Source organism: Vibrio profundi (genome assembly GCF_043642225.1).
Lineage (GTDB): Bacteria > Pseudomonadota > Gammaproteobacteria > Enterobacterales > Vibrionaceae > Vibrio > Vibrio profundi_A.
On sequence record NZ_JBHZSF010000009.1, the window covers coordinates 78,043 to 104,522 of the forward strand.

The 26,480-nt window shown below is 41.2% G+C and carries 23 protein-coding genes and 1 pseudogene; 13 read left to right on the forward strand and 11 right to left on the reverse strand.

Annotated elements, in window-relative coordinates; translation table 11 throughout:
• Positions 1 to 43 precede the first annotated feature (43 nt).
• The 6 genes from vxrA (at position 44) to ACHUFI_RS14555 (ending at position 5,700) form a co-directional block, all read left to right on the forward strand.
• Positions 44 to 1,519 (forward strand): sensor histidine kinase VxrA, encoded by a 1,476-nt coding sequence (gene vxrA, locus ACHUFI_RS14530; protein WP_394250325.1) that lies wholly within the window; start codon positions 44 to 46, stop codon positions 1,517 to 1,519.
• Entirely contained in the window at positions 1,494 to 2,153 is a 660-nt protein-coding gene (vxrB, locus tag ACHUFI_RS14535; RefSeq protein ID WP_394250327.1) for a response regulator transcription factor VxrB, read from the forward strand. The genes vxrA and vxrB overlap by 26 nt, the downstream gene beginning before the upstream one ends.
• On the forward strand, positions 2,153 to 3,034 hold the full coding sequence (locus tag ACHUFI_RS14540; protein WP_394250329.1) for a DUF2861 family protein: 882 nt from the start codon (positions 2,153 to 2,155) through the stop codon (positions 3,032 to 3,034). Before vxrB ends, ACHUFI_RS14540 begins: the two co-directional genes overlap by 1 nt.
• A gap of 51 nt (positions 3,035 to 3,085) precedes the next feature.
• On the forward strand, positions 3,086 to 4,249 hold the full coding sequence (locus tag ACHUFI_RS14545) for a conjugal transfer protein TraF (RefSeq protein ID WP_394250331.1): 1,164 nt from the start codon (positions 3,086 to 3,088) through the stop codon (positions 4,247 to 4,249).
• A gap of 41 nt (positions 4,250 to 4,290) precedes the next feature.
• Positions 4,291 to 4,440: a YoaH family protein gene (locus ACHUFI_RS14550; RefSeq protein ID WP_394250332.1), complete on the forward strand. Its 150-nt coding sequence runs from the start codon at positions 4,291 to 4,293 to the stop codon at positions 4,438 to 4,440.
• 516 nt (positions 4,441 to 4,956) lie between these two features.
• Positions 4,957 to 5,700 (forward strand): substrate-binding periplasmic protein, encoded by a 744-nt coding sequence (locus ACHUFI_RS14555; protein ID WP_394250334.1) that lies wholly within the window; start codon positions 4,957 to 4,959, stop codon positions 5,698 to 5,700.
• Positions 5,701 to 5,801: 101 nt separating this feature from the next.
• On the opposite strand, the gene ACHUFI_RS14560 is transcribed toward ACHUFI_RS14555, so the two are convergent.
• The gene (locus ACHUFI_RS14560) at positions 5,802 to 6,116 is read right to left on the reverse strand and encodes a hypothetical protein (protein ID WP_394250336.1); all 315 of its coding nucleotides are present in this window, start codon (positions 6,114 to 6,116) and stop codon (positions 5,802 to 5,804) included.
• A gap of 309 nt (positions 6,117 to 6,425) precedes the next feature.
• Here ACHUFI_RS14560 and ACHUFI_RS14565 point away from each other — a divergent pair.
• Positions 6,426 to 6,603: pseudogene (locus ACHUFI_RS14565) on the forward strand (DUF3693 domain-containing protein); the annotation flags it as partial.
• Between the two features lie 145 nt (positions 6,604 to 6,748).
• Here ACHUFI_RS14565 and yciH read toward each other — a convergent pair.
• Complete coding sequence (yciH, locus tag ACHUFI_RS14570; protein ID WP_394250338.1) at positions 6,749 to 7,060, reverse strand: stress response translation initiation inhibitor YciH; 312 nt, start codon at positions 7,058 to 7,060, stop codon at positions 6,749 to 6,751.
• A 3-nt stretch (positions 7,061 to 7,063) separates the two neighbouring features.
• The gene (locus ACHUFI_RS14575; RefSeq protein ID WP_394250340.1) at positions 7,064 to 7,432 is read right to left on the reverse strand and encodes a DUF3319 domain-containing protein; all 369 of its coding nucleotides are present in this window, start codon (positions 7,430 to 7,432) and stop codon (positions 7,064 to 7,066) included.
• 100 nt (positions 7,433 to 7,532) lie between these two features.
• On the opposite strand from ACHUFI_RS14575, the gene ACHUFI_RS14580 reads away from it, so the two are divergent.
• Complete coding sequence (locus tag ACHUFI_RS14580; RefSeq protein ID WP_394250342.1) at positions 7,533 to 8,498, forward strand: tyrosine-type recombinase/integrase; 966 nt, start codon at positions 7,533 to 7,535, stop codon at positions 8,496 to 8,498.
• On the opposite strand, the gene ACHUFI_RS14585 is transcribed toward ACHUFI_RS14580, so the two are convergent.
• Positions 8,495 to 9,490, reverse strand: a complete 996-nt coding sequence (locus ACHUFI_RS14585) for a D-alanine--D-alanine ligase (protein WP_394250344.1) — start codon at positions 9,488 to 9,490, stop codon at positions 8,495 to 8,497. The two genes, ACHUFI_RS14580 and ACHUFI_RS14585, sit on opposite strands and share 4 nt — an antisense overlap.
• A 166-nt stretch (positions 9,491 to 9,656) precedes the next feature.
• A complete protein-coding gene (locus ACHUFI_RS14590) occupies positions 9,657 to 10,229 on the reverse strand; it encodes an SPOR domain-containing protein (protein ID WP_394250346.1) in 573 nt (190 codons plus the stop codon).
• Between the two features lie 217 nt (positions 10,230 to 10,446).
• On the opposite strand from ACHUFI_RS14590, the gene ACHUFI_RS14595 reads away from it, so the two are divergent.
• Complete coding sequence (locus ACHUFI_RS14595; protein WP_394250348.1) at positions 10,447 to 13,134, forward strand: bifunctional acetate--CoA ligase family protein/GNAT family N-acetyltransferase; 2,688 nt, start codon at positions 10,447 to 10,449, stop codon at positions 13,132 to 13,134.
• Positions 13,135 to 13,140: 6 nt separating this feature from the next.
• Here the strand turns inward: ACHUFI_RS14595 and ACHUFI_RS14600 are convergent, their stop codons facing one another.
• Positions 13,141 to 14,028 carry a LysR family transcriptional regulator gene (locus ACHUFI_RS14600; protein ID WP_394250350.1) on the reverse strand — a complete coding sequence of 296 codons (888 nt, stop codon included), beginning with the start codon at positions 14,026 to 14,028 and terminating at the stop codon, positions 13,141 to 13,143.
• A gap of 239 nt (positions 14,029 to 14,267) precedes the next feature.
• On the opposite strand from ACHUFI_RS14600, the gene ACHUFI_RS14605 reads away from it, so the two are divergent.
• Positions 14,268 to 16,397 carry a TonB-dependent hemoglobin/transferrin/lactoferrin family receptor gene (locus ACHUFI_RS14605; protein ID WP_394250352.1) on the forward strand — a complete coding sequence of 710 codons (2,130 nt, stop codon included), beginning with the start codon at positions 14,268 to 14,270 and terminating at the stop codon, positions 16,395 to 16,397.
• Positions 16,398 to 16,727: 330 nt separating this feature from the next.
• On the opposite strand, the gene galE is transcribed toward ACHUFI_RS14605, so the two are convergent.
• From galE to ACHUFI_RS14625, 4 genes are read right to left on the reverse strand one after another with little or no spacing between them, the layout of a single operon-like run.
• The gene (gene galE, locus ACHUFI_RS14610; RefSeq protein ID WP_394250354.1) at positions 16,728 to 17,741 is read right to left on the reverse strand and encodes a UDP-glucose 4-epimerase GalE; all 1,014 of its coding nucleotides are present in this window, start codon (positions 17,739 to 17,741) and stop codon (positions 16,728 to 16,730) included.
• A gap of 50 nt (positions 17,742 to 17,791) precedes the next feature.
• Positions 17,792 to 19,780 carry a sensor domain-containing diguanylate cyclase gene (locus ACHUFI_RS14615; protein WP_394250356.1) on the reverse strand — a complete coding sequence of 663 codons (1,989 nt, stop codon included), beginning with the start codon at positions 19,778 to 19,780 and terminating at the stop codon, positions 17,792 to 17,794.
• Entirely contained in the window at positions 19,780 to 20,292 is a 513-nt protein-coding gene (locus tag ACHUFI_RS14620; RefSeq protein WP_394250357.1) for a YfiR family protein, read from the reverse strand. The genes ACHUFI_RS14615 and ACHUFI_RS14620 overlap by 1 nt, the downstream gene beginning before the upstream one ends.
• Positions 20,282 to 22,297 (reverse strand): TonB-dependent receptor plug domain-containing protein, encoded by a 2,016-nt coding sequence (locus ACHUFI_RS14625; protein ID WP_394250358.1) that lies wholly within the window; start codon positions 22,295 to 22,297, stop codon positions 20,282 to 20,284. Before ACHUFI_RS14625 ends, ACHUFI_RS14620 begins: the two co-directional genes overlap by 11 nt.
• A gap of 168 nt (positions 22,298 to 22,465) precedes the next feature.
• Between ACHUFI_RS14625 and ACHUFI_RS14630 the strand changes: the two genes are divergently transcribed.
• Genes ACHUFI_RS14630 through ACHUFI_RS14640 form a run of 3 tightly spaced genes read left to right on the forward strand, consistent with a single transcriptional unit; the run spans position 22,466 to position 24,887 of the window.
• A complete protein-coding gene (locus ACHUFI_RS14630; RefSeq protein WP_394250360.1) occupies positions 22,466 to 23,209 on the forward strand; it encodes a 5-oxoprolinase subunit PxpA in 744 nt (247 codons plus the stop codon).
• 12 nt (positions 23,210 to 23,221) lie between these two features.
• Positions 23,222 to 23,950, forward strand: a complete 729-nt coding sequence (locus tag ACHUFI_RS14635; protein WP_394250512.1) for a 5-oxoprolinase subunit B family protein — start codon at positions 23,222 to 23,224, stop codon at positions 23,948 to 23,950.
• Complete coding sequence (locus ACHUFI_RS14640; protein ID WP_394250362.1) at positions 23,943 to 24,887, forward strand: 5-oxoprolinase subunit C family protein; 945 nt, start codon at positions 23,943 to 23,945, stop codon at positions 24,885 to 24,887. The genes ACHUFI_RS14635 and ACHUFI_RS14640 overlap by 8 nt, the downstream gene beginning before the upstream one ends.
• 63 nt (positions 24,888 to 24,950) lie before the next feature.
• On the opposite strand, the gene ACHUFI_RS14645 is transcribed toward ACHUFI_RS14640, so the two are convergent.
• Entirely contained in the window at positions 24,951 to 26,405 is a 1,455-nt protein-coding gene (locus tag ACHUFI_RS14645; RefSeq protein ID WP_394250364.1) for an FAD-dependent oxidoreductase, read from the reverse strand.
• Between the last annotated feature and the right edge of the window lie 75 nt (positions 26,406 to 26,480).

A 26,480-nucleotide genomic window follows, 5' to 3' on the forward strand; every position in this document is an offset into this window, starting at 1 on the left:
ATTTTCACTTTTAACTTATATAGTATATATTTGATTTAATTGTATGAATTGGTTCAGGTTTGCAGTGACGATTAAGCGAAACAAGATTTTTACAGCTCTACTTATTTTGCTTTCGGCGAATGTAAACGCCGATTCATTGCCAGAACGTATCGATAACTTTAGTAATCAGTTCTTACCTGAAAACGCATTAGAATCTTACGACATTCGTATTCTACAAGCTGATTTTCCAACCAAGCTGCTGACCCCAGCATCGATGCTGCCACAAACGGCTAAGTACCCTCTAAAAGACATTCAGCGCTTATACCAACTATCCAAGTCTTGTAGCGGCAAGTTGCCATTAAGCCCACTAATTACCGAACCTCTAGTGTTTACACGGGCCCTATGTAAAGGCACCAAGCTTGGTACACGTTGGTTCAGTAGAAGTGGTCTCATTCACCCTGGTGGGGGTACATATGCGGCTCGATATGTCGAAAAATATCCAGATAAGTTTGAATCACTAAAAAAGTTCATGCACATACAAGAAAGGCAGAACCTAGAAAACGATAAGCTTCTAAGTCGCCTTAAGCATATGGATAACGAGGCGATTACCGCTTTGATTTCTGGTGCGAGTATGTTTGTTGAACAAGACGAACTTTGGTTAAGGCGTGGTGACAAATACTACCTGTACAACGATAGTATTTTGAAAAATAACGCTGAGATAGCTGGGCTGACTTTTACACTGTCGTCGCAAGGCAGTACGTGCTTTGTCCAGCGAGGTAATATCTGTTGGGATGTTGAAGATCACTCCGAAGTCCTTCGGATCAGTATGATCGTGCTGGTGATCGCCAATATTCTTTTGGTGATTGGATGGGCACTGTATCGTTGGAACAGTAAGAAACAAGAATTAAAAAGTCGCATGTTGGTACTTCAGATTCTTACCCACGAATTAAGAACGCCGATTGCTAGCCTTTCTCTAACGGTTGAAGGTTTCCGACGAGAGTTTGAGCATCTTCCTGAGTCGGTTTACGATGAATTTCGCAGGTTATGTGAAGATACTCGGCGTTTACGCCAGTTAGCTGAGGCGAGTAAAGACTATTTGCAATCAGATAATCAGCCTCTTGCTACAGAATGGATCCCGAGTGTACAAGACTGGCTCGAGTACAAAATTGAAGAAGAGTTTGAACCAGGGATTGAATTCATAATTAGTCAAGACATCGCTGCAAAAGTGAATGTGTATTGGTTAGGTACCTGCATCGACAATCTGATACGCAACGCAGTGAAATATGGCGTTGCTCCTGTTACTCTTGAGCTGAATACTTCTGACAAGAGTCTGACATTTAAAGTAATAGATAATGGAGACTTGTCTCACAAAGATTGGAGCCAACTAAGAAAACCCTTTGTGAGTAAAAGTGGATTAGGGTTAGGCCTAACAATCGTAGAATCTATGGTTGGGAAAATGGGGGGTAAAATGACCCTTGTTGGCCCACCGACGACATTTATTTTGGAGATACCTTGTGAAACAGACACTGCTTCTCGTTGAAGACGATAAAAACTTAGCTGATGGACTTTTGGTTAGCCTAGAGCAAGCGGGATATGATTGCCTTCATGCTGAAAGAATCTCTGAAGTAGAAGCGTATTGGGAGCAAGCCGATCTAGTCGTATTAGATAGGCAGTTACCTGATGGCGACTCAGTTGAACATTTAGCTGGATGGAAAAAGAAAAAGGACGTACCGGTTATTTTGCTTACTGCACTAGTGACAGTGAAAGACAAAGTGGCAGGTTTAGACTCTGGCGCGAATGATTATTTAACCAAACCATTCGCTGAAGCGGAGCTGTTTGCTCGTATTCGCGCACAACTTCGTTTGCCAGATGCAGAAGAAGCAGATTCAGCTAAAGTTACAACAGAAAATTTAGTTATTGATAAAGCAACCCGCGAAGTGTTTTTTAATGAAGAAGCGGTGACATTGACGCGTACCGAGTTTGACCTATTACTCTTCCTTGCAAGCAACTTAGGTCGAGTATTTACGCGTGATGAACTACTTGATCATGTATGGGGCTATAATCATTTTCCAACGACGCGTACTGTTGACACGCACGTACTTCAACTTCGACAAAAGCTACCAGGCTTGGAGATCGAAACTTTACGCGGTGTTGGCTATAAGATGAAGGCATAATGCTTAGAAAGTCTATCCCACTTATCTTGTTTATTGGTTTGTGTAGCAATGCACAAGCCAATGAATGGTTCAAAGAAAGCGATTCATTAACCCAAGTTCATAAACATATTTTGGATGATGACTTAGCAACTATGTTTACTTCACTCGTTGAAGTTTGGCAAAGTAGTGAGTCTAAGCAAAATCGCGATCATTTGAATGAGCTCTTTGCACAATCCTTAAATAAGGATTGTGGAAAAAGCTTATCAAAACCCTCAATACCTGATTGGCTTTCCACCATTACAGTTCGTCGTCACTCTATACAAAGCCCGGGGCGTGATACTTATCGATTAGTGATAAATGTCGAGTCCAAAAACTTAGTATCGGATATTAAGCTGACTAAATGGGTTGATAGAACAGTCTCTACCGATAGTGAATTTACAATTAAGTCCACACCTCAGGACAGCAACAAGATTTATAACAAGCGTTATAACTTAGCAAACTCTCTAGAGTCCGGCCTTTATCGTTTGAGTATTAAAGGTGAAAAGTCACAGAGCTGGAGCACTTGGATCGTATTGGGGGAGTTCTCTATCCGTCAACAAGTGCGGTGGGCGTCAAAGGATTCGTGGATCATCGATAAAAAAGAGCTACTTAATCCTTATTGTCCATTACCAACATTGGATGTTGGTTTGTATGATTACGTAGATGGTAAGTATGAAGAAGTTTGGGGTAAGACATATGAATCCGATTACCCTGTAACTTTAGATACGAATAAATTTACTAATGATCGTTATGTATTAGCCGTTTCGATGAACCATGCAAGGTGGCAAGGCGATATTATAATCGAACAAACTCAAAGTATTAGTAAAACGTATGATATATCTAGCGAAGAGGAATTAAAGTAAATTACACTAGTGCCGTTAACTTAGATAAGGATATAAAAAAGTATAATCAGCATGAAGAATTCTACTAAAATAATTGCAGCTTCCTTGTCATTGGCAAGCTTACCAGTATTTGCTGGCGGTAACTATTCTATTGAAGCCCGAGGTGACGCGATGGGTGGAGTAGGCGTAGTTTCTGCTAGTTACCTTACCGCTCCTTTCTATAACCCTGCACTGACCGCTCTTTATCGAAGAAATGATGATGTGGGCATGATTACTCCAAGTTTCGGTGTGACTTATAACGATGAAGATCAGTTTGTCGATAAGCTTGACGCTGTCGTTGATGCAATTAATGCATCTGATATCGCTGCGTTAGACACCGCACTACCAGCCTTGGAAGGCACAGACGTGAAACTAGAGCTAGGTGGTGTAGTTGCATTTGGTATCCCAAATAAGTTCTTAGCAATGAACGTGTTTGGTAAGGCTTATACTGAATCCTATGCTACACCAGATGTCGCTAGTGGTGGTGTTAACTCTGTAGAAGATGCAGAGCTAACCGCTATCAAAGCGGTAACAGTTGGGATCGCCGAGGTTGGTATTTCAATCGCCAAGTATCAAACCTTCATGGGACAACATATTGCGTTTGGTGTGTCTCCAAAACTGCAGCGTGTTTACACCTATAACTATATTGCTAGTGCGAGTAGTTATGATTTGAGTGATGTTCGAGAAAACGAAACCGCTGATACTATGTTTAACATGGATGCTGGTGCAATTTGGTTTTACGGGCCTTTTAGAGTCGGCGTTTCAGCTAAGAACTTAGTTAGTCGAGATATTGAGACAAAAGTTGCTTCGCAAACCTTATCTTCTAGTCAATCCGCAGCGACAAGAACAGTAGGTGCTTCATATGATTACAGCCTTGGACCAGTATACACCGTTGGCGCTGGTATCGTGGCTGATTACTTCACAGCAAGTGTTGACTATGATTTAAATGAAGCTGATAAGTTCGCTTCATTTAACGACAACACTCAAATGATTCGTGTGGGTACTGAAATTGACTTGCTACGACAGTTGAAACTACGTGGAGGTTACTATAAAAATCTCGCGTATGAAGATTCTGAGGGTACAATCACTGCCGGGGTAGGGATCTCACCTTTAAATCTATTTCAGTTAGATATTAGTGCAAACTATACCAATGAAAATGCAATGGGCGCTTCAATAAATTTCCTTGCTAGCTACTAACACTCCTTATATAGTTCTGCTCCTTACATTAGGAGTAGAACATGTTAGATGACTTACCAACGTTAACCCACGCCGAACAGCAAGAAGCAGTAGAAAGAATTCAAAAGCTAATGACTCAAGGGATTAGCACCGCAGAAGCTATCAAGATTGTTGCTGAAGAAATACGAAAAGAAATAAAAGAGAAAGAGTAGGGCTGTATAGCCCTTCTTTTTTATCTGAATACCTTGATGCACTATAACTAAAGTTTTGTATTCAATAGGTTTTTTATCTAAGACGAGCATAAACTCAGTTTATCTAGTCAGAATCAACGCTGGTAAATAGTTAAGTTAAGAAAGTACAGTGACTTATGTCAGAGGAAAGTTCTGATGGTTAGGTTTTTATAATAAAGGTTGTAATTAAATTACAATACAACCTGTAAGTGGTACAGATAGGTCGTTAAGGTTGAATTATCAGTGTCATTTTTAGTGGCGCTCAATTTGTTGTTAGTTTAAGTTGCTGTTTATATTGAACATTTAATGCTTCACGCTGTCTCTGGCAACATGTAGTGGCCGATAGTTAGTAGTATTTTCTGTTAGAGTTCGAATATAAAAGTCAGTTGCACTGTCACTTCTATATTTTGTAAGCCATAGAGGTGTCTTCGTCCTAACAGAACCACATACGAGAACAAGTGCTAAAATTTAACTAGTCGGGCAACACGGTCTAATACTATGAGATTGGCTGTATTATTAATTCTATGTTTTCTTCACTCGGTTTCTTTAGCTGCCGGTGAAACCATACGTTTAGCGTCTGGTGAGTGGTACCCTTATCAATCCCAAAGCTTGAGGGAAGGTGGTTATGTCGCTCATATAGTAAAAGACGCGTTTGCTGTATCTGGGATAGACGTCGAGCTCGTCTATTTACCATGGGCCAGAGGATTCAATGAAGTCCGATCTGGTCGGCTTGATGGGTCGTTTGTTTATTCTCACACCGAACAGCGACAAAAGTATGTCTTGTTTTCTGAGGAAATTCTTTCTGTCCAGATTGCTGTTTTTCATCGCAAGGGTGAGAACGTTACTTGGAACAAATTAGAAGATTTAGGCCCATATAGGATAGGTGGTGTTTTAGGTTACGACTACGGTGTTAAAGACTTGGAAGAAGCTGGAGTTCTTACAATTCAGAGGATCGACAATCAACTTGGTAACTATCACAAACTGCTGTCAGGGCGTATAGATATTTTGTTTGAATATCCGAAAGTAGGAGAGCGTTTTATTTCTAAAGTCGATGCAGAAGAGCTAATAGTTATGAACCCTAAGCTTTTGAGTATGATGTCTTATTCTTTGATCATTTCTAAAAAACACCCTCGCGCTAATTACTTGATAGAAGCATTCAATAAAGGGATTTTAGAAATTAGAAAGCGTGGTGTCTATCAACATCATCAAAAAGCATCAGATAGTGGAGCTTATGAAAAATAGTTCTAGAAAGTGGCTAGTTGCACTGTAACTTATTGTGGAGTTACGTTGTAATTTATTTTTATCTGCCAGAAGAGCCCCAGGTGTTGGCGCAGAGGCATGAACTAAGGCCAAGCTCTTTTTTTCTTGCTGTTACTGTTTTCTTTTACTAGCTCAAGTGTCTTTTTGGATTTATCTTCTAAGCCTCTTAAACTTTGCGTGACTTTTTCTTGAAACTCATGATTGTTTTTCGCGAGTTCAGTGTTTTGTTGATTTGATGGTGATTGTATTTGGTGGAGTAACTGTTCCATCTTTTTATTTTGTCCCTCCAGCAAGCTTACTTTTGCCGTTAACTCACGAATCATTCCATTTTGCTCTTGTAGTTTTGATTCGATGCTATTGAAAGCCTGTAATATTTGCCCAACACTTTGTTCTGACATCTCAGTAACCATTTCAGTTATTTACATGTAAACAAGTATAGGTTATATGCTTGGAATTACGTGGATTTTCGTTTCCAACGCTTGATGACGTAATCTATTCACTTTTAATAGGTCGTATGGCCATATAGAAAATGACCACCATTTCAGTAGTACCTAGTTTGTAACATGGCATCATCCGAGATATCAGGAGAAGCTTAGTAACCGGCGTAGTATATTGGCATAATCATCGCTAGGTTACTGTCATTGCCAACTATTGAATACGCTGGAGCTTTGTCTAGACCCAGTTTGGTAAACAAGTGGCTCATATTTGGTGAAGGTAAAAAGGCCTTAGTTGGACTGGCGTTGGATAAGTCGAAAACGCACGAAGCACAGGCACTGTGGAGCAGCATCGAAAAGGCATGGTTTATCAAGTATTTCGATGGCTTGTGGTGCGTTAGCCCTATATGTAAACCAAACCTCTCAGTGCGTATTATCTATCTTATGTTAAATTCCGTTTCGTGCAATAAGGCAAGAGTACTACTCTTGCCTGGTATCATTCTTATTAGTCTATTTAACGATAATCAGTATTTACCATAAAATAGCTAATATCTAGTTTTACAATCTGCGATTCTACACTAGATATTATGCTGGCTCTAACCGCCAGCTAGCTTAACCGTGAAGCCTTTCTTTTCTAAATGAGCTTTAATTTTATCTCTTGCATCACCTTGAATCTCGATGTTTCCGTCTTTAACAGATCCACCACAGCCACAGACCTTTTTGAGTTCTGCTGCGATTAGCTTCAAAGGTGCGTCATCAAGATCTAGACCAGTAACAACAGACACGCCTTTACCTTTGCGTCCTTTTGTTTCTCGTTGAATACGTACAATACCGTCACCTTTAGGTCGTTGTACTTTTTCTTCTTCTGGTTTAATGCGACCAGTCTCTGTTGAATATACTAAGCTCATTTATTACTTCTTTTGTTGTTCTGCTTTCTGCTTCGCTAACAGATAAGCTTCAATATGTTTCTGGATTGCGATTTTACCACCTTTGATCAAGCGCCCATTGAACATGCAGTACCACGCGTTCGGCTCGCCTGTATCATTCGATATTGTAAAACCATTGAATTCTTCTTTCTGGCCTGCTGCAGTACGTTCTTTATTAAGGGAACTGAACTCTTTTGGGTCTATGATTGAAGCGGTGTCTAGCCACCAGTCTATACTTTTCTTAACAGCATTTAAATTACCCTGTATAACTCGGTTCTTTAGTCTCGCTTGCCAAGTTTTGTTTGTAGCATCCGTTGATTGTAACGGTATGCCTCTATACATAGAATTTGCCATACTTTGCTATCATCGTTTTGTTTTATCTATATTAATCATAAGTGTACTTTGTATGATATCAAGGATAAAATACGAATAAATTCGGTTATGTTGCACTAGAATGCGAAAAAAAATACCTGTCATCACAAATCAGACTGTCGTAAAAGAAATGGTGAGTAAGTTAAGCATCTCTGCAGATTTAGAGGATCTTCAAGCATTAACTCAGTCTCAATATTCGCACAACTCTCTGCTCGCTATTTATTCCGACTGGCGCCATTATCTTGAGTTTTGTCATCTTCATCATATTAATGTTCTTCCTGCTTCAATTACTGCTGTACGACGCTTTCTTGAGCGAGAATCACATCATCGTAAGTTTGCATCGTTGAAACGTTACGCTGCAACGTTAAGTTTGATGCACACAATCCTAGGGTTACCAAATCCAGTCAATCATCGACAGATTAAGTTTACGTTGAACCAGCTGCATGCGTTAAAGGGTGCGGATGCCAAACAGACTAATGCATTTACCTTTCAGCACTTACAACAACTAAACCAGCTACTTAACAATGATAAGGGCACTAAAGTTATACGTGATGTCGCTATTTATAATTTGATGTTTGAATGTGCATTGAAGCGTTCAGAACTAAAACATTTTTGTTTTGAGCAGTTTGTTTTTCAAGACGACGGTTTGGCGCACATTATTCTTAGTGACAAAACTTACCAGTTGTCTAAGGATGCGAGTGAATATCTGAGAAGGTGGTTAAATTGTTTGCCTGTGCACGAAGGGCCAGTTTTTCGCTCTATTGATCGACACGGAAATATTAGTAGTAACGTAATGAATGATTCTTCGATTTACCGAATACTTCGAAATGCATCTTCCCTACTCCAATTACCTGAAAACCTGAAGTTTTCTGGTCAATCACTGCGTGTCGGAGCGGTTAAAGAGCTATCTAAGCAAGGGATGAATATTAAAGCGATACAGGATTATGGAAGGTGGTTAAGCCCTGCAATGCCAACCCAATATATTGGTAACCATAGCAATGCAGAGCTAGAGAAAACTAAATTTAGATCAATTAAAGCGTGGGATTAACTTAATGAAGTTCGTACGCAATTTTCTAGGAAGTCACTGAATTTATGTCCGTTATGTTCCACCATTTTAGGGAACATTGAGATCGGTGTCATACCTGGGAATGTATTGACTTCATTTAGGTATATATCCCCTTTTTCCGTTAGGAAAAAGTCAATTCTCGATAAATGACGAAGCTTCATTTGTTTAAACACTTTGGTAGAGCACTCTTGGATGACCTGTCTCTGCTCATCAGTTAGATTGCTCGCTTCAACTTCCGTGGTCGAGTGGCTGTCCGCTCCATATTTTTCTTCATAGGTATAGAAAGCGCCGTTGGGTGCAATGACCTCACCAGGTTTACTGATAAACAACTTTCCATCGTATTCATAAGCAGAAACTTCAAGTTCACGCGGAACAACGGCTAGTTCAACTAGTACTTGGTCTGAATAACCGAATGCGTCATCAATTGCTTTGTCTAGTTGGGATAACTCATCGACTTTATAGCATCCTACTGACGAGCCTTGCCTTGCCGCTTTGACGAATACTCTACCCCATTTCTCAAAGGCTTCACGAGCTTCACAATGCGCTTTTGGGGAGTTTTCAGATAGGAACAAATACGGTGTATTAGGGATGCTGACGGCGTCATACCAAAGTTTGGATGTGATTTTGTTAAAGCTATTTGTACTCGCTTCAGGCCCACAACCTAGGTAAGGGATTTTCGCAAGCTCAAATAGTGATTGTATGTCCCCTGTTTCTCCAGGGAATCCATGAATGCATGGAACAATGAAATCGATATTATGCTGCTCTGTTTCACCACATAGCGCTTTAGTATGGATGTCGAGGTAAACCGATTCACCTGAATCTAAGAACCAAGCATTTTCTTTAATTTCAGCTCGAATGACATCAAAATCTTCTACGGAATTGAGTTGATCAAACAAATATCCTGCAGAAACAATCGAAACTTCATGTTCTGAGGAACCACCACCGCAAAGTAAAAGTATTTTAATTTTGTTCATTGGAGAAATCGGTCCTTGAGACGTGATAAACATTCAATTTTAATCATAAACAATTCATTAGATAGGTACAGTGTTTTGATTGTAAAATTTGAGTGAGGAAGTTTGAATGCTTAACTATTGGGCAAAAAGAAAGGGGCGTAAGCCCCTTTTTCTGAAATAATGTAATCTAATTTAGCTTGTTAAGCGTTGGGTAATCAGAGTTTTTGATATCATCAATACTTTTGACAAATGGTTGTAAATCTTGAAACTCTGTCGATAAAGTTGAAATCGCTTTCTTCGCTTCTAAGCGAGTAGCGTAATCTCCGTAAAGAACAGTAAACCATTTAGTGCCATTCACTACCTTGTAGTTCTCCCACACAGGTTGGCTTGTACGAGGAAGCTTGCTTACAAATGAGTCAACTTTAGCCTGGCTACCAACCGCAACAACTTGAATGGTATAACCGAAGCGTTGGTTCATATCCATTTGCTTTTTCGTTGGAGGCGTAACTTTAGTTGTCGTTGCTGGGCTTAACTTAACAACGGTCTTCTCTTCCGCTGGTGAAAGCTTGACAACGTTGACCGCGACATTCTCTTCAGTTACACCGCTCGCCACACTTTCTGTTTTTGATACCACAGGCGCTTCTACTGCAGCCGTTTTGAACTCTTCCTTATAACTTTCAGAAGTTACATCTGTAATGTAAGTTTCAGAAGCACATGCAGCTAAAAGCAGTGGCATGCTGACGATTGCAATTTTTTTCATGGAATGCCCAGAAGTCCTTAATAATAAATTACTATAAATCATGCCGATAGCGGCGTTTAGAATCAAGCTAACTTTATCATTATATACCAATGTGAAGTGATTCAATTCACAAACTTTCACCTCTGAGTGCAATTCAAAATCAAATAGATGAAATCTCCTACAATTTGTTAGCTCATTGTAAGGTAGGATTAACAGAATCGATATGAAAGGTATGCATATGAACAATTTAGATTCCTTATTTAAACCTAAATCTATTGCCGTGATTGGCGCATCACAAAGGGAGTTTCGAGCTGGGCATATTGTAATGAGTAACCTACTAAATGGCGGTTTCTCTGGCGCAATAATGCCGGTTACTCCGAAGTATAAGTCCGTTTCTGGTGTGTTCGCTTACGCTAATATCGATGCTTTACCTATTGTGCCCGACCTCGCCGTTTTATGTACCCATGCATCGCGTAATATTACTCTCTTCGAAGAGATTGCGAAAAAAGGAATACCTGCTGTAGTGGTGTTATCTTCGGATATGCATCAAAAAGATGATGAAGGCGTGACGGTGATTGAACGCTGTCAAGCAATTGCTAGGGAGCATAACATCCGCATTCTTGGGCCTAATAGTTTAGGAATTATTTTACCTTGGATTGGAATGAATGCTTCCTTTTCCCCTGTTGGTGCTCTTAAAGGTAAAATCGCTTTTCTATCCCAATCTGCAGCGGTTTGTACAACGATCCTCGATTGGGCAAATGACAAAAACATTGGTTTCTCTGCTTATATCTCGATTGGTAATGGCTGTGATATTAACTTCTCCGAGTTACTTGATTACTTAAGTCGTGATTCACATACTGAAGCCATTTTGTTGTATGTTGACACCATAACCGACGCTCGCAGGTTCATTTCAGCTGCTCGTGCCGCTTCTCGTAATAAGCGTATATTGGTATTAAAAAGTGGTCGGACAGCGCGTGGACGTGTCGCGGCGGTAGCCCATAATGGCGGTAATGATACGCTCGACATTATTTATGATTCAGCTATTCGCCGTAGTGGGATGTTGCGTGTTAAAAATATGCATGAATTGTTTGCTGCGGTTGAAACATTGACGCACTCAGTCCCGCTAAGGGGCGAGCGCTTAGCGATTATTACAAATGGTGGTGGTCCCGCTATTATGGCGGTGGATACGTTGTTTGAGCGTGGCGGTAAGCTGGCCGAACTTTCTGAAGATACTTATCAAAAGCTCGATTCATTATTGCCTGAAAGTTGGTCACACAGTAATCCGATTGATATCGTTGGTGACGCTAACCAACAGCGCTATGTTGATACTCTCAATACGTTATTAGATGGTGATGAGACTGATGCCATTCTTATTATGCATAGCCCTTCTGCTGTTGCTCAATCGACTGAAACCGCAAATAAAATAATCGAAACCATTCAAAATCATCCTCGCCATAAGCGCTTTAATATTCTTACTAATTGGTCTGGTGAGCTAACCGCAAAACCTGCGAGACAACTCTTTACCCAAGCAGGCATCCCAACTTACCGCACGCCGGAAAGTTCGGTCGTTGCTTTCATGCACTTGGTGGAATATCGACGAAATCAGCGTCAACTTATGGAAACCCCAACCACTGCCGAAAAGGTTCATGTGGATAACCTAGAAGAAGCGAAGGGTTGGATAGACAGCCAGTTGTCTGAACAAGATTGTGTTTCGCTCGATACCCACCAAACTCGTCAGCTTTTCAATAGTTTTAACCTTGATTTGCTTCCAACTTGGATTGCGAGCGATCCAAGTGAAGCGGTCCATATTGCAGAAAAAATAGGATACCCAGTAGCGGTTAAACTTCGCTCTCCGGACATCGCGCATAAATCAGATGTCCAAGGTGTCATGCTCAATTTGCGCAACAGTCAAGAGGTCGCGAGTGCCTCCCAGGCGATACTCGATCGTTCTCAGCTCTCTTATCCTACGGCTCATATTCATGGTTTACTGGTTCAGGGCATGGCTAAGCTTGCGGGAGGACAAGAACTTCGAATTAAAGTTACGACAGACCCTACATTCGGACCTGTGATATTGCTAGGGCAAGGAGGATCTGAGTGGGATGAGTGCTTAGATGCCGCCGCCGCGTTCCCTCCTCTCAATATGACGTTAGCGCGCTATTTGATCATCAGGGCAATTAAGAGTGAAAAAATACGACTGCAGAAGCTTCCGAGTCCAATTGATATCGAAGGTTTGTCTGAGTTTTTGGTTAGAATTTCACAAATGGTCGTTGATTGTCCGCAGATTGAAGAATTAGATATTCATCCTTTATTAGTTAATGGCGATAAATTTACGATTCTTGATGCTGATATAGTACTCAAACGATACCAAGGTGACGCACAAGAACGTTTGGCTATTCGACCTTATCCGGTTGAGCTGGAAGAAACTCACGAGATCAAAGACGGGAGTACAATTTTGCTTAGGCCAATACTTCCTGAAGATGAACCTCTGCATTCCGACTTTATTCAAAACGTTTCAAAAGAGGACTTATACAAACGGTTCTTTAGTGATGTTGGTGAATTCAATCATGAAGCCTTGGCGAACTTGACTCAAATTGATTTCGATAGAGAAATCGCGTTTGTTGCGGTCAGAGAAGAGCTCGGTGAAGATGCGATTATTGGTGTTTCTAGAGCACTAATTAACCCAGACAACACAGATGCTGAGTTTGCGATTCTAATTCGTTCGGACCTGAAAGGCGTTGGCTTAGGAAGAATTCTAATGACGAAAATCATAGATTACTGCCGTAATAAGAAGACAGCCCAAATCTCGGGTATGACAATGCCTTCAAACCGTGGGATGCTGACGCTAGCTCAAAAACTAGGTTTTGAACTAGATGTCAGTTTTGAAGATGGAACCGCAGACATGTTATTGCGATTGGAAAGCCGCTAACTCCTGTTATTTCATCGTCCAATGTTTTTTAAGATGCTGAATACACCAAGATTTGGCATCGCCAATCTTATTGCGCCTCCAAGCCAAGATGATATCAATGGACTGTTGCTCCGTTCCTTCGATAGCTTTGAGTTGACCAGATTCTATGAGCGGTATGGCTACGGTTGTTGGCAGCGTACCGATCCCTAACCCAGACTTGAGTGCTTCAATTTTTGTATGGAAATTGGTAACCGTAAGCCTTGGCTGCTTTTCAAGGATATTTACTGTCAGAGATGGCTGATCTCTCGCGGTATCTGCAATTGCAATTACCCTGTAACTTTCCCTCGCGGCTTGATCAAACTCACCTGCTCGCTTGTGAACATAATGATCAGTTGCCGCCACCCACATCATGCTAAGTTTGCCGATTGTTTCAGCTTTAATATCGTTTGGTATAGAGTCACTTTTAGGGCAAACAAGTAAGTCTGCTCTATCATCGGTTAACGCTTCCCAACAGCCCGCGAGAATTTCTTCTTGTAAACGGACTCGTGTTTTACTGATTTTGCCTAATTCATCCACCAAGTTGAAAAAGTTCTCGACTGGAATGATGCCATCAAACGCTATCGTTAAGTCTAGCTCCCAACCATTTGCCAAGATAGATGCATCAGTAACCAATCGTTCTGTTGCACTTAATATCACCCTACCTTGCTCGAGTATGAGTTTGCCTGCCTCAGTAAAGTTCGCTTTATGGCCGGATCGGTCAAATATCATGATGTCTAGGTCTTGCTCTAACTTTTGAATTTGATAACTCAGCGATGACGGTGCTCTATCGAGTTCGTTTGCCGCAGATGCGAAGCTCCCCCGTCGATCGATGGCATCAAGTATATGTAATGCTTCTAAGGTTATCGGACTTTGCAAAACACGCTCCTTGCGAATTTATGTGATATTTGTCACGTAATGTTATTTATAAATTAACTTTCTAAAATTAGTTAAATCATTACAAGTTGTTGATTTATATTAATTGTTATATTCAAAATTTGAAACCTTCGGTTAATGAATTCACCATAAGTGCAATGATAACGATAGTAATTATCATTTAGATCCAATAGAATGCCATCCGCTCAAGTCACCTATTAGGATTTTAAGGTTTCAAAAAAATGTATAAAAAAACGTTGCTCTCTACTGCTGTCTTTTTGGCGCTTTCTGGTACTTCATTTGCTGAAGATTTTGCCACGTTCGATGAAGTTGTTGTTTCTGCAACTCGCACAAATCAAACATTAGACAATACATCAGCATCAGTTTCAGTTGTAACTGATAAAGATATTGAAGAAAACATGGTAAAAGATGTAAACGATGTCTTTGAATATACACCGGGTGTAACGATGAATTCCAGTGCTCGTCAAGGCGCTCAAACCATCAATATCCGTGGCATGGAAGGAAAACGTGTAAAAATACTGGTTGATGGTTCCTCCCAACCAGGAGCATTTTCAGGCGGACCATACGCCTTTATTAATTCGAGCGGCATTACGGTTGATCCTGATATGCTAAAGAGTGTCGAAATAATAAAAGGCGCGGCATCAAGCCTACATGGTAGCGATGCGATTGGTGGTGTCGTTGCATTTGAAACCAAAGATCCTAGTGACTTTTTGAAAGACGGCGCGAATTATGGTGGTCAGGCAAAGATGACGTATTCATCTGAGGACAAATCATTCAGCGAGCACGTCGCACTAGCGAATCGATTTGGAGACTTGGAAACGTTAGTCGCTTACACTCGCCGTGATGGAGAAGAAGTACAAAACTTCAGAAATACTGACGCACTTGAAAACTACGATGTTGAAAGCCAAGAAACGCAAGTGGACAATTTATTGGTTAAGTTGCAATACCAAGTTGACGAAAATCACCGGGTTGAGTTCCTAGCCGAGCTCATTGAAGATACGTCAGATTCAGATATTTATCACTCTACTTACCCTACGTATACTGGTGCTGATGAAACTCAGCAGAACCGCTATGCAATTAAACATATTTGGTTCGCTGATGCTGCTATTGCAGATTCAATTACCTCAAAAGTATCTTATCTTACAAAAGATGAAAATGGGGTCACCAACCGTTACAACCCTGCATATATGGGCCGCTTCGGGCCAGTTGCTGCAAATAACCAGCGTAAAGATTACACCTATACCGAAGATAAGCTTGAGCTAGAAACACAGCTAGATAAAGAGCTAGGGAATCATTACCTTGTTTATGGCGCAACGTATTCTACTAGTGATATTAGTAACACCAATATGGAGTATAACGACAGTAAAGACGATGTACTTTATGTGTATACACCTGATGCAAAGGAAGAGAAGCTCGGCATCTTTTTGCAAGATGAAATCAGCTTTGCCGGTGGAAATTTAATCTTGACCCCTGGCATTCGTTTTGATCATTTCTCTACTGATCCGGGTGACAATACTGGCGAAGATTTAGATAAGTTTTCTGATTCTGCTGTTACAGGTCGAATCGGTGCTAACTATTCGGTAAATGAAACGGGGACGTTGTTTGGCCAAATTAGCCAAGGTTTCAGAGCTCCGTCATTTGATGAGCTTTATTATACGTATGATAACCCAGCGCATTATTACGTTAATAACCCTAACCCAGATTTGAAATCGGAGACTAGCGTATCTTATGAACTAGGATATCGCCACAATACAGCCTCAACTTCGTCTGAGTTCTCTGTTTACTACAGTGACTATGACGATTTCATCGAGCAAGTGGTCACAGAAAAAGTGGGTCTGGTCAGTCATTACTCATACATTAATATGAATTCCGCTACGATAAAGGGTGCTGAGTTTTCTAACCAACTACTGTTAGATGGTCTGATTGGTGCCCCTCGTGGCCTATCGACTAATTTCATTGCATCATATACTGAAGGTGAAGATGGCAACGGAAACCCGTTAAATAGTGTTAACCCGTGGAATGCAGTACTTGCATTAAACTTTGATGCACCAAGTACTAACTGGGGTACAAGTGTTAAATTTAATTACACAGCGGATAAATCACTGAGCGACATAAACCTAGATGAAGACAATGGTGGGAATGCTGACCAAGTTGAGTTACCAAGTGCGACAGTTATTGATGTAACGGCTTACTACAAACCAACCAAAGATCTGACGATCAGAGCTGGTATCTTCAATGTTGCGGATAAAGAATACTATCGTTGGAATGATGTGCGTGGTGATGATGAGTTGTACAAAGCAAATTCTCAGGCTGAGAGAAACTATGCGATTACCGCGAAATTAGCCTTTTAATAGATATTAACAACAACAAAAGCCAGCATTGTGCTGGCTTTTTTAGTATTCACTTCAAAAATGAGTAAAAAGAAGAAAAGTGAAAACTACTTGTTTGCCATTTCTTTCTTAACCATAACTGCTGAAGCTACGATAAAAGCAATGATAAGACCAAGTTCCATGAACAACCCCGAAGAAAGTTAACTGTAAAAAAATGTAAGCGTGCGTAGTCTAACATGTTTATTTTCTAATGATACTTTTTAACCGATTTGTTACTTTTTTTTGGATTTAGATCAAAAAAGGTGCGCTAAGGCACCTTTTTAAATTTTTTCGATAAAAATTATCTTATCGTTAACTTGGGAAACCATTAGGGTTTGCAGACTGCCAACGCCACGTATCAAGTGTCATTTCATCAAGTGTACGTTCTGCTTTCCAACCTAGCTCGGCTTGTGCTTTGGCTGGATCTGCCCAGCATTCGGCGATGTCACCAGGGCGGCGGTCTACGAGTTTGTAGGGAACGGGTTTACCACTCGCCTGCTCAAACGCTTTAACCATATCTAAAACGCTGTACCCGTTACCAGTACCAAGGTTGTAAACGTGTAGTCCTTGTTTCTTGCCTACTTTTTCAAGTGCGGCAACATGACCGTCAGACAAATCCATCACATGAATATAATCGCGTACGCCAGTACCGTCTTTAGTCGGATAATCACTACCAAACACGGATAAGAACTCACGACGTCCTACCGCTACTTGAGAAACGAATGGCATCAAGTTATTTGGAATACCCTGAGGGTCTTCACCTAGCTCGCCACTTGGATGTGAACCGACTGGGTTAAAGTATCGTAGGAGTGTGATGCTCCAATCTGGGTTGGCTTTTTGGAAATCTGTTAAGCACTCTTCAACCATCAATTTACTTCTACCGTAAGGATTGGTAGCACTGGTTGGGAAGTCTTCAGTAATAGGTACACTTGCTGGATCGCCGTATACAGTCGCCGATGAACTGAAAACGAGTGTTTTAACGTTAGCTTCGCGCATTGCATCCACGAGTACTAACGTGCCATTCACATTATTGTCATAGTATTCTAGGGGCTTCTCTACGGATTCACCAACAGCCTTGAGGCCTGCAAAATGAATGACGGCTTCAATTTGGTTTTCTTTTAAAGTTTTAACTAGCAGTTTACGATCGCGGATATCACCCTCGATAAAGGTTGGCCGATGAGCGGCTACTTTTTCAACGCGTTCTAATACACTTGGTTTGCTGTTGTATAAGTTATCGAAAATGACTGGAGTCATGCCAGCTTTTAACATTTGGATACAAGTGTGGCTGCCAATGTAGCCCATGCCACCTGTGACTAATACATTCATTACTAAGCCTTAATCTAAGATTTCTGTAATTATAATTTATTTACAATAGGTTAAAGGGTTTCAACCGAATTATCTAGTGAGAAAACAAAACGACCTTTACCTAATTTTTTCGCACGGTACATCGCTTCATCAGCCGCTTTAAGTATTGTGTCTAATTCTCGTTCACTATTTTCAACAAGATTGATGCCTATACTTGCCCCGACGTTTAACTCTCTTTCTTTGTATATGATAGGTTCTTGAATCAGACCTAACAATCGTTCGGCTAATTTGGTGATCATGATTTTGTCTGTAGGCTGAATAACGAGGACAAATTCATCACCAGACAGGCGAGCCACCAAGTCACCGACTCTCACTTGAGATAACATACGGCTAGAAATCTGTTTCAATACTTCATCGCCAGCGTCGTGACCGTAGGTATCATTGACCGTTTTAAATCCATCTAAGTCGAGATATATTATGGCAAATAAGCTGCTGGAATAGTGACTTGATGAAATCACCTCGTCTAAGAAACGATAAAGTTGAGCGCGGTTTGCAAGACCGGTTAATGCATCATGGTGAGCTAGGTGCTCTAGCCTCTCCATCTCTTTGACATTCGAAAGATCGGAGAGAATTAATACCATATCGTAATCTTTGCTTTGTTTGTCAGTTGTGATTCGATTTACTTTGACAAACATTGGCACTAAATGACCATCTTTATGCTGTTCCCAGACCTCACCTTGCCATTGGCCGTAATTGTTAATCGAGTCAACGATCGTAGGCATTAATGATGCAAATTGACGCCATTCGAAAACTTCCAGAGGCGAGCGGCCTACAAGATCCTCTGTATCAAAACCCAGTAATTGGTTTACTGCTGGGTTCACCATAGTGATAACGCCTTCAGAATTAAGGACCACTAATCCATCTTGGCTATTTTCAAAAACGCCCGCCGCTAGACGTTGTCTACTCATTGCTGCTTCTAATTCAGTGACATCTTGAATCGCGAACAATGTCTGTCCAGGTTTAGAAAGCCCCCTGCTACTAATCTGTAACAGTTGTTTGTTACCAAATACGTCGGTGCACTCAATCAGTTCATCGTTAAGATCGATGACAGAATTTAGCGCTGATTGAAGAAGATCGTTTTGTTTGGTTGGGATCAGTTCATGAATTCTCAGTCCGTCCAAGTACGCTGATGTACAGCGGAAAACGTCTTTGGTTGTCGCATTTGAGTGAATGATGTCGCCTTTGTCATTCGTTACAACTAACGCGTGTTGTACCGTTTCAACGACTTCGTTAGCGAAAGACTTCTCTTGCTCGAGTTTGTCTAGAGTGAAAAATACCTGTTTTTCGCGCTGCTCTAGTCTGCGTAACATTGTATTAAACGCGTTCACTAAGTCGCCAATTTCATCGTCTGAGCGGGCGGAGATTTTTGGAGTTTTTCCTCGCTTTTCAACAAAGGACTGCATCGCTTCATTTAAATCGAAGACTGGCTCAATGATAAAGCGTTGGACTAGTTTGTAGAGTAATGAACCAAGTACTAGAAGTAACCCTAGGTATATGACGCTGTTCTTAACAATGGTTGATAAGATTTGTTTAAAGCTGTCTGTCGAGATGGTTACTCGTAAATATGCGATAGGTTCTTGCTCTAAAGTGACAGGAACCAGCAAAAATATATAATTCGCAGAAATTGAAAATTGGTTTTTAGTAATCTCAGCTCGTTGTTCATTATTCGGTACGGGAGGGATCTCACCTTCCTTTTGATACATAGCGAATAAGTTGCGTTCAAGATCGTATAACTTAACTCGAATGATGTCTTTATCTGCACTGAAAGCTGAAAGAATCTCATTGGCTGAGTCTGAGTCATCAAACAAGATAGCAGCTTGTAGGTTATACGCGACCCCTTCTGCTAACACTTTAACGCGTTGGATCAGATTGGATTTTTCTCTTTCATACGTGACACTGTAATTTAACAGTTGCGTCGCGATAAACGTAATGCCAATAAAAAGCAATATAGGAAGAAGTATCTTATTTTTCAAAGACATATGCTTGATGGAAGACAGCATTATTTATCCTCCATGATTGCGATGCGGAGTAAGCTAGATCCTATTGTATAATCGTCTAGGTTTGCGTTGTTTAAATTAATGCGTGGCCTTATCTTATTGTTTTTGCTTTGAAGCTCAATAACTCCCCCTTTTCTAACAAAGCCTTTGTGATCGCTAATCGTGACACTATGCTCGCCATAAATTGTCGCTTGTTTGTATTTGGAGGCTGAAAGATAAATGATGTCGCAATCGTCGGGGTGGCTCGTTTCCAAAAGTTCTAGGTTTAAGGCTCTTATGGTTTTACCTTGAATGATGGATGCCAGCGCTTCTTTTACCTTGTTACTGCCTTCAACACAAAAGCGTAAGGATTGCTTTTCAGACTCATCGTCCCATTTTATAAAGTTAGCGATACGAAAAATATAAACGGCTTTGATCTGATATGGCTTGAAAGTCGCTCCATTCGCCGAGTTGATCCCGAACGGTAGCGTAGACAAGAGAAAAGCAAGCAGCAGCCAATTCAATCTAGAACTCATGTGAAACCCTCACATACACAGATTCTTGATTTACATTTTTGCTGGTGGACCAATCTGTTTGATGCCCCTCATCTTCCCCTATGTTTTCGACAACAACTTCAAATAACGGAGCTGAACTGCTTTTTTTCCAGCCTAAACGAGCATCGAACGAGAGGTTTGGATCTATGTTGCCGTATTGCGCCTCATAGGCATTGTGCTCACCATATTGAACATTGTGATACTTACTCAACACATCAAATTGAAGTGTTGACGTGATGTTCCAGAGGATTTGTAGTGTCGCAATGTGTTCGTGATCAATATCGAAAAATTTGGCGGATTCTTCAGTCGAATAGGCCCCAGGTTCTTTGTTACCTTTAGAGTTTAAGTAAGAATATGAAAGGTAGGACTCTAAGTTTTCTAGTAATGAGTACTTGGCACCAACCTCTATTCCTTGAGTCTCTACTGAGTAGTCATCGTTTAAACGTGATACGGAATGATCGTAGTCAATGTCAATGGCTCTCACATTGGAGTGCTGGCTATAAAACGCGGTAGTATCGAGTTCGAAATTGTTACCTAGGTTATATCGGTATCCCGCTTCAACGGTTGCAACATTTTCATTTTCTAGGTTTGAATCTCCAACTGTTTCCCAATAATAATAACCCCACGTAGGGTCATAATAGGTCGTGAAAAAACTGGAATTCGTATCCATGTAGGAAGGTGATACAACAGAACGACTGACCCCGAACCATGTACTATGCCGTTGGTTTAGTTTATAAAGCGCTCTAATTTGTGGGGAGAGCTCGGTCGACGCGTTTTGCTCAAAATGTTCAACTTTTGCACCGACAGTCGTACTCAATTGTTCCGTCCATTGATACTGTGATTGGACGAAAGCATTTAGGATAAAGTCAGATGCTTTTTCTATATTGTACGCACGACGATACCACTCTACTTCATTTTCAATGTCGTCGACTTGGCTAGAACTAAAATCTAGGTTCATGTACCGAACACCACCACCTATTGTGATCATGTGGGTGTCATTAGCTTGATAGGTAACAGTGGAATCTAGGTTTATAGTTGTGTATTCACCGGGAGCATCTGGTGCATTGTCTTCATTATTTTGAGCCCATATTGAGTAAGACAAGCTCGCTTGGTCATTGAGATCGCGAGTACTATCAAACTGGAGGTAGGCAGATCGGCTTTCAATATCAAAATTGTCTTCCGTGTAATCAACAGCGATGCCATTTGGATCGTAAGTAAAATAGCCCCACTCTTGATAGTAGGAGGTTTTGTTTCCTCCGACTCTCAACACCCAATCATCACTACTTTCTAAAACAATTCCAGCAGATTCGTTTTGCCAGATACTTGACTGTTCGTGGTTATATCGAGGTTCTTTTTTGTGTTTATAGAACGCTCTGCTTGAAACCGTCTCGCTTAACTGTACGCCTTGTCTAACGCTTAATTCGTAATCATCACTACCTGATGTTAAGCCTGAAACATAAGTACCTTGAGTCTCTGGTGCTGACTTAGTAATAATATTGACGACACCATTAACCGCATTTCCCCCCCAGATCGAACCACCAGGCCCTTTTAACACCTCAATTCGTTCTATGTCTGCGAGTATGTAATCAATGTTTGTCCAGTATGTTCCACCATAGACTGGGCTAAACAAGCTTCTACCATCCATCATGACAAGCATCTTATTATATAGCCCGTCGTGGAAACCTCGCGCCGACACAAACCATTCGGTTTCACTAAACTTAGTGACCTTTAAGCCAGGAACAAGCATGAGTGCTTCCGCAATGGTACGAACGCCACTACGCTGAATTCGTTCATTGGAAAGGACGTAAACCGAGGAAGGTATATCAGTCAATTTCTGAGCTGATTTTGTTGCGGTTCCCATTTCGATGTCGAGCATGGTCAGTTCTTCTAGACTCATAGACATGAGTAAATCGAGGGACGCTTCTTCAGCACTAGCAAACTGAGAGGTGCAAATCGACATTGCGAGGAGCAACGGAGGACATTTCATGAAATAACCAGTTTGGCGGATAGTCTTAGCCTTATTAATCAATGAGTCAGTATATACGAAATGATATTCTGCTAGGTATTTATAACTAAAATAGAGAAGTGGATCACTGTTTAATACTTATAATTATTAGAATGTCTTAACTTACAGAAGCTAATGGATAAATAGCAAGTGACTAGCACGAGAATTCAACTTAACTGCGACATGGGAGAAAGTTTTGGCAATTGGAAGATGGGTGAAGATGAACAAGTGATGCCATGGGTAGATATGGCAAATATCGCTTGTGGCTTTCATGCATCCGATCCTCATGTGATGTCCAAGACGATCAAACTAGCACAACATTACAATACTAAAATCGGTGCGCACCCTGGTTATTTAGATCTTCAGGGGTTTGGTCGTCGTTCGATTCCCCACTTGCCTCAGCAAATAACTGAACTCGTCACCTATCAGGTTGGCGCACTGATAGCACTATGCCGATTTCACAACACCGATGTTGAATATGTAAAACCTCATGGTGCACTTTACAACGACATGATGGCTAACATGGAAATATTCAAAGCAGTCATCGAGTCAGTTTCATCTTTTAATTTGCCTTTAATGATCTTAGCGACTGGTGATAATCAAAAATATTTAGATATCGCTGATAACTATGACGTGCCTTTACTCTTTGAAGCGTTTGCCGATCGTGCGTATTCGAATGACGGCAAACTGGTGCCCCGTTCCAGAGAGCATTCAGTGTTGACCAACGCGGATGACATTTTTAACCAAGTGATGCAGTTGGCGAATTTTGGCAGCGTGACATCAATAGATGGGACTGTTTTATCTATTGAAGCCGACACGGTTTGTGTCCATGGTGATAACCCTCAATCCATCGCATTGATTCAAAAAATTAGCCAGGCACTGAATAGCGCATAACCAAATATGGAAATCTCGATGAAGAATGCAAAAATCACAATAGAACCAATAGCTGAATGCAGTTTGATGCTGAGATATCAAGCGGAGGTAAGAGCAGAGAATTCAGTGGTAATTGGAGCTTTGGCAACAAGAATACGCAGTGAATTCGGTCATTTAATAATGAATGTGACGCCTTCTTACAACTCTATCTTAATTGACTACCTGCCATACAGAGTGACAGAACCCCACTTTATCAATGAGCTTAATAAACTGTCTCAATGTTTCATGAATGTGTTTTCTTCGAAGATGATGAAGAACAACGTGATAACACTACCAGTCTATTATGCAGAGGAAACAGCGCTTGATCTATTCAGGTTTGTTGATCGTGGTGTGAGCCTTTCTAACCTCATCGAGACTCATACTCGTCAGGAGTACAGTGTGAGTGCGATTGGCTTTGCTCCAGGTTTTGCTTTTTTGTCTGATGTCGATCACTCGATTTCAATGCCGCGTTTAACGACTCCTCGATTGTCGGTTCCGAAAGGAAGTGTGGGGATAGCTGACTCTAAAACCGCCATTTACCCCTCACAATCGCCAGCGGGTTGGAATATTATCGGCAACTGCCCCATTCCTTTGTTTGATATATCGAATGCTACTCAAGAGTCTGTAGATTCGATCTCTCTTTTTAGTATTGGCGATAAAGTAAAGTTTGAAGCAATAGATAGAGCAACGTTTATCGAGCTAGGAGGAGAATTGAATGGGTAGTCATATAAGTCCTGCTTTAACGGTTGTAAAACCGGGTCAATTAAGCCTCATTCAAGATTTTGGTCGGTTTGGGCTTAGTCATTTAGGTATCACACAAGGTGGCCCTGTTGATGACTACGCGTACAGCTGGGCTAACCATTTACTTGATAACCCTGTTAATCAATCGGTGGTAGAGATAACACTCGGTCAGGTTTCATTTAAGGTCAACCACGACTGCATTCTTGCAATTTGTGGTGGCGATCTGAATGCAAAACTAGATGGCTTGCCTGTCGATAACTGGTCTACATTTGTCGCACGAAAAGGACAAGAACTAAGTTTTGGGCTACCAAAGAATGGGCTAAGAGCTTATTTAGCCGTAAAGGGAGGGTTTATCACACCACTTACCTTGGGAAGCTCTTCAACAGTAACACGGGATCATTTAGGTGGTTTCGAAGATGGAAAATCACTGGCCGCATCGCAGACGTTAGCTTTTCATCACCATCCTATTCCTAATGACTATAAACCAGTCAGCCTGACGTTCCGTTTCAAACCTGATTACAACCTACCACTAAAACTGAGAGTGATAGAGTCATACAAAAGCGATGAGTTTTCAAGTGACGCTAAATCCACTTTTTATGGCTCGGAATATCAAGTGGATCAGAATTCCAATCGAATGGGATATCGATTAAACGGACCTAAGTTGGAGAGCCCAAAAATAACCATGTTGTCAGAAGGCATTGCGCTCGGCTCCATTCAGGTGCCTGCAGACGGCCAGCCGATTGTATTGCTCAATGATAGGCAAACGATCGGGGGGTACCCTAAAGTTGGATGCGTTGCTCGTATTGATCTTCCAAGGCTAGCTCAAGCCAAGCCCGGCCAAAAAGTACAATTTGTAAAAGGAGATCGTCTGGGGTTACAAGATGTATGGTGTCAGTGGGCGAACTTTTTTGGTTATTAATTGGTCATCATTTGGAAAACTAACTTAGCCGCAGCGCCTAGCGTCGCGGCTAAGTGTTAATTATCAATTGCTATGTGCAATACCCGAGACTTTAGCCAGTGCGCTTGGGTAGCCTCTTTCTTCTGTGAGAGCAATAGCCAGTTCTTCAACTTGTGCTAATTCAAGTGACATTGTCACAGGGTGTGTTTTTTCAATATCTCTTTGTTTTGAAGTTTTATTTCCAAACCATTGAGAATGAATTTTTCCGGCGGCCTCTAACGCAGAGGATGCCTTTACCATTTCAATTCTTGCGTAGCGAGAGCCACAAAAAGAAACATCGGCGGCACGTAAACTCGGATCTTCTCCAGGAATCTGCTGCGCGCCAAATAGAGGTTTACCCCCTACTTTTGCATGAGAAAACTCTGGAACGAATTGGGACATGTGGTCAATCGCAGCACAAGTGCGTTCGTTTAATTGTTCATGAGTCCAGCCAGAAACAATTTTTTTAATCAGCCTTTGCGGAAGCTTGGGCTGGGAAGATACATCACACGACGCGACTAAGCCGTCTTCAAACAAGGTGATGCCTTCTGTCATACCATGGAGTTGGAAATATCCATCTGCGTATGGTGTTAACTGAGCCATTCCTTGTGGAGTGCCTCTCGGCCCGTGGAAAATGACTTCCGGCCACTGATCTCGATTTTCGGTCCACTGAGTGACGTAGGCGGCTTTAAATTCAACAAGACGTTGCTGTTTAGAGCCAACAATGTCGTCAACTATGCCTGTTTCAAATCCACTCGCGTTGATTAAGTAATCGACTTCAAGTTGAGCGGTTTGATAATTTTTATCACTGTAATGCAGAACCCACCTTTCATCGCTCGAATCGACACTTAGGAGTTTGGATTCGGTCAGGACAGTACAATTTACGAGCTTATCCAGTGACATTTGCGCGGTTGCCGATAGACGGAATACGCTCAGTCCATATTCTTGAACGACAACTACTGGGTATTTTAATGAATCTAAATCAGTATGCTGAGCAAATGGGATTGTCCACTCATCGAGAGATTGAGGTGATCTAGGTTGTGAAAGTTGAGCTAACTTAAGAAGCTCCTCTTTACTGTAAAGCTTGTAATAGTCCTCTGGCTCCCCGAGTACTTTATTTTTGCTATCGAGCTTTGTGTATGCTTTGTACGCTTCAGAAATGACTTTAAGACGAGGCAAGAGTTCTTCTGGTGAGCCTCCATCGCTCAAAGGAACGGCAATGATGGTTGGGCGGATGTTTAAAGAATGCGGATACAATCGAACGGTATCAATTGATTGCCTCAGTAAATCTAAGCACTGCTGCTCAGAAATATCACGATAAAGATTGCCCCCAGCGTGAAGGTGGCAAATAGGCGGCCCATTAACTAAGCTCGGGCCTTTCTCTAAAAGAGTGACTTGATACCCTAGCTCGCTAAAATGAATCGCGCTTGTCGATCCTGCTATTCCACCACCGACGATTGCGATAGATGGTTGAATTTTATCCGGTTGTTTTGATGTCATTGCTTTCTATACAGTAACTTTTTGCTGCCAGTATTCTACTTTCGAATCAAGACGATTTAAATCACATTTTTTTCA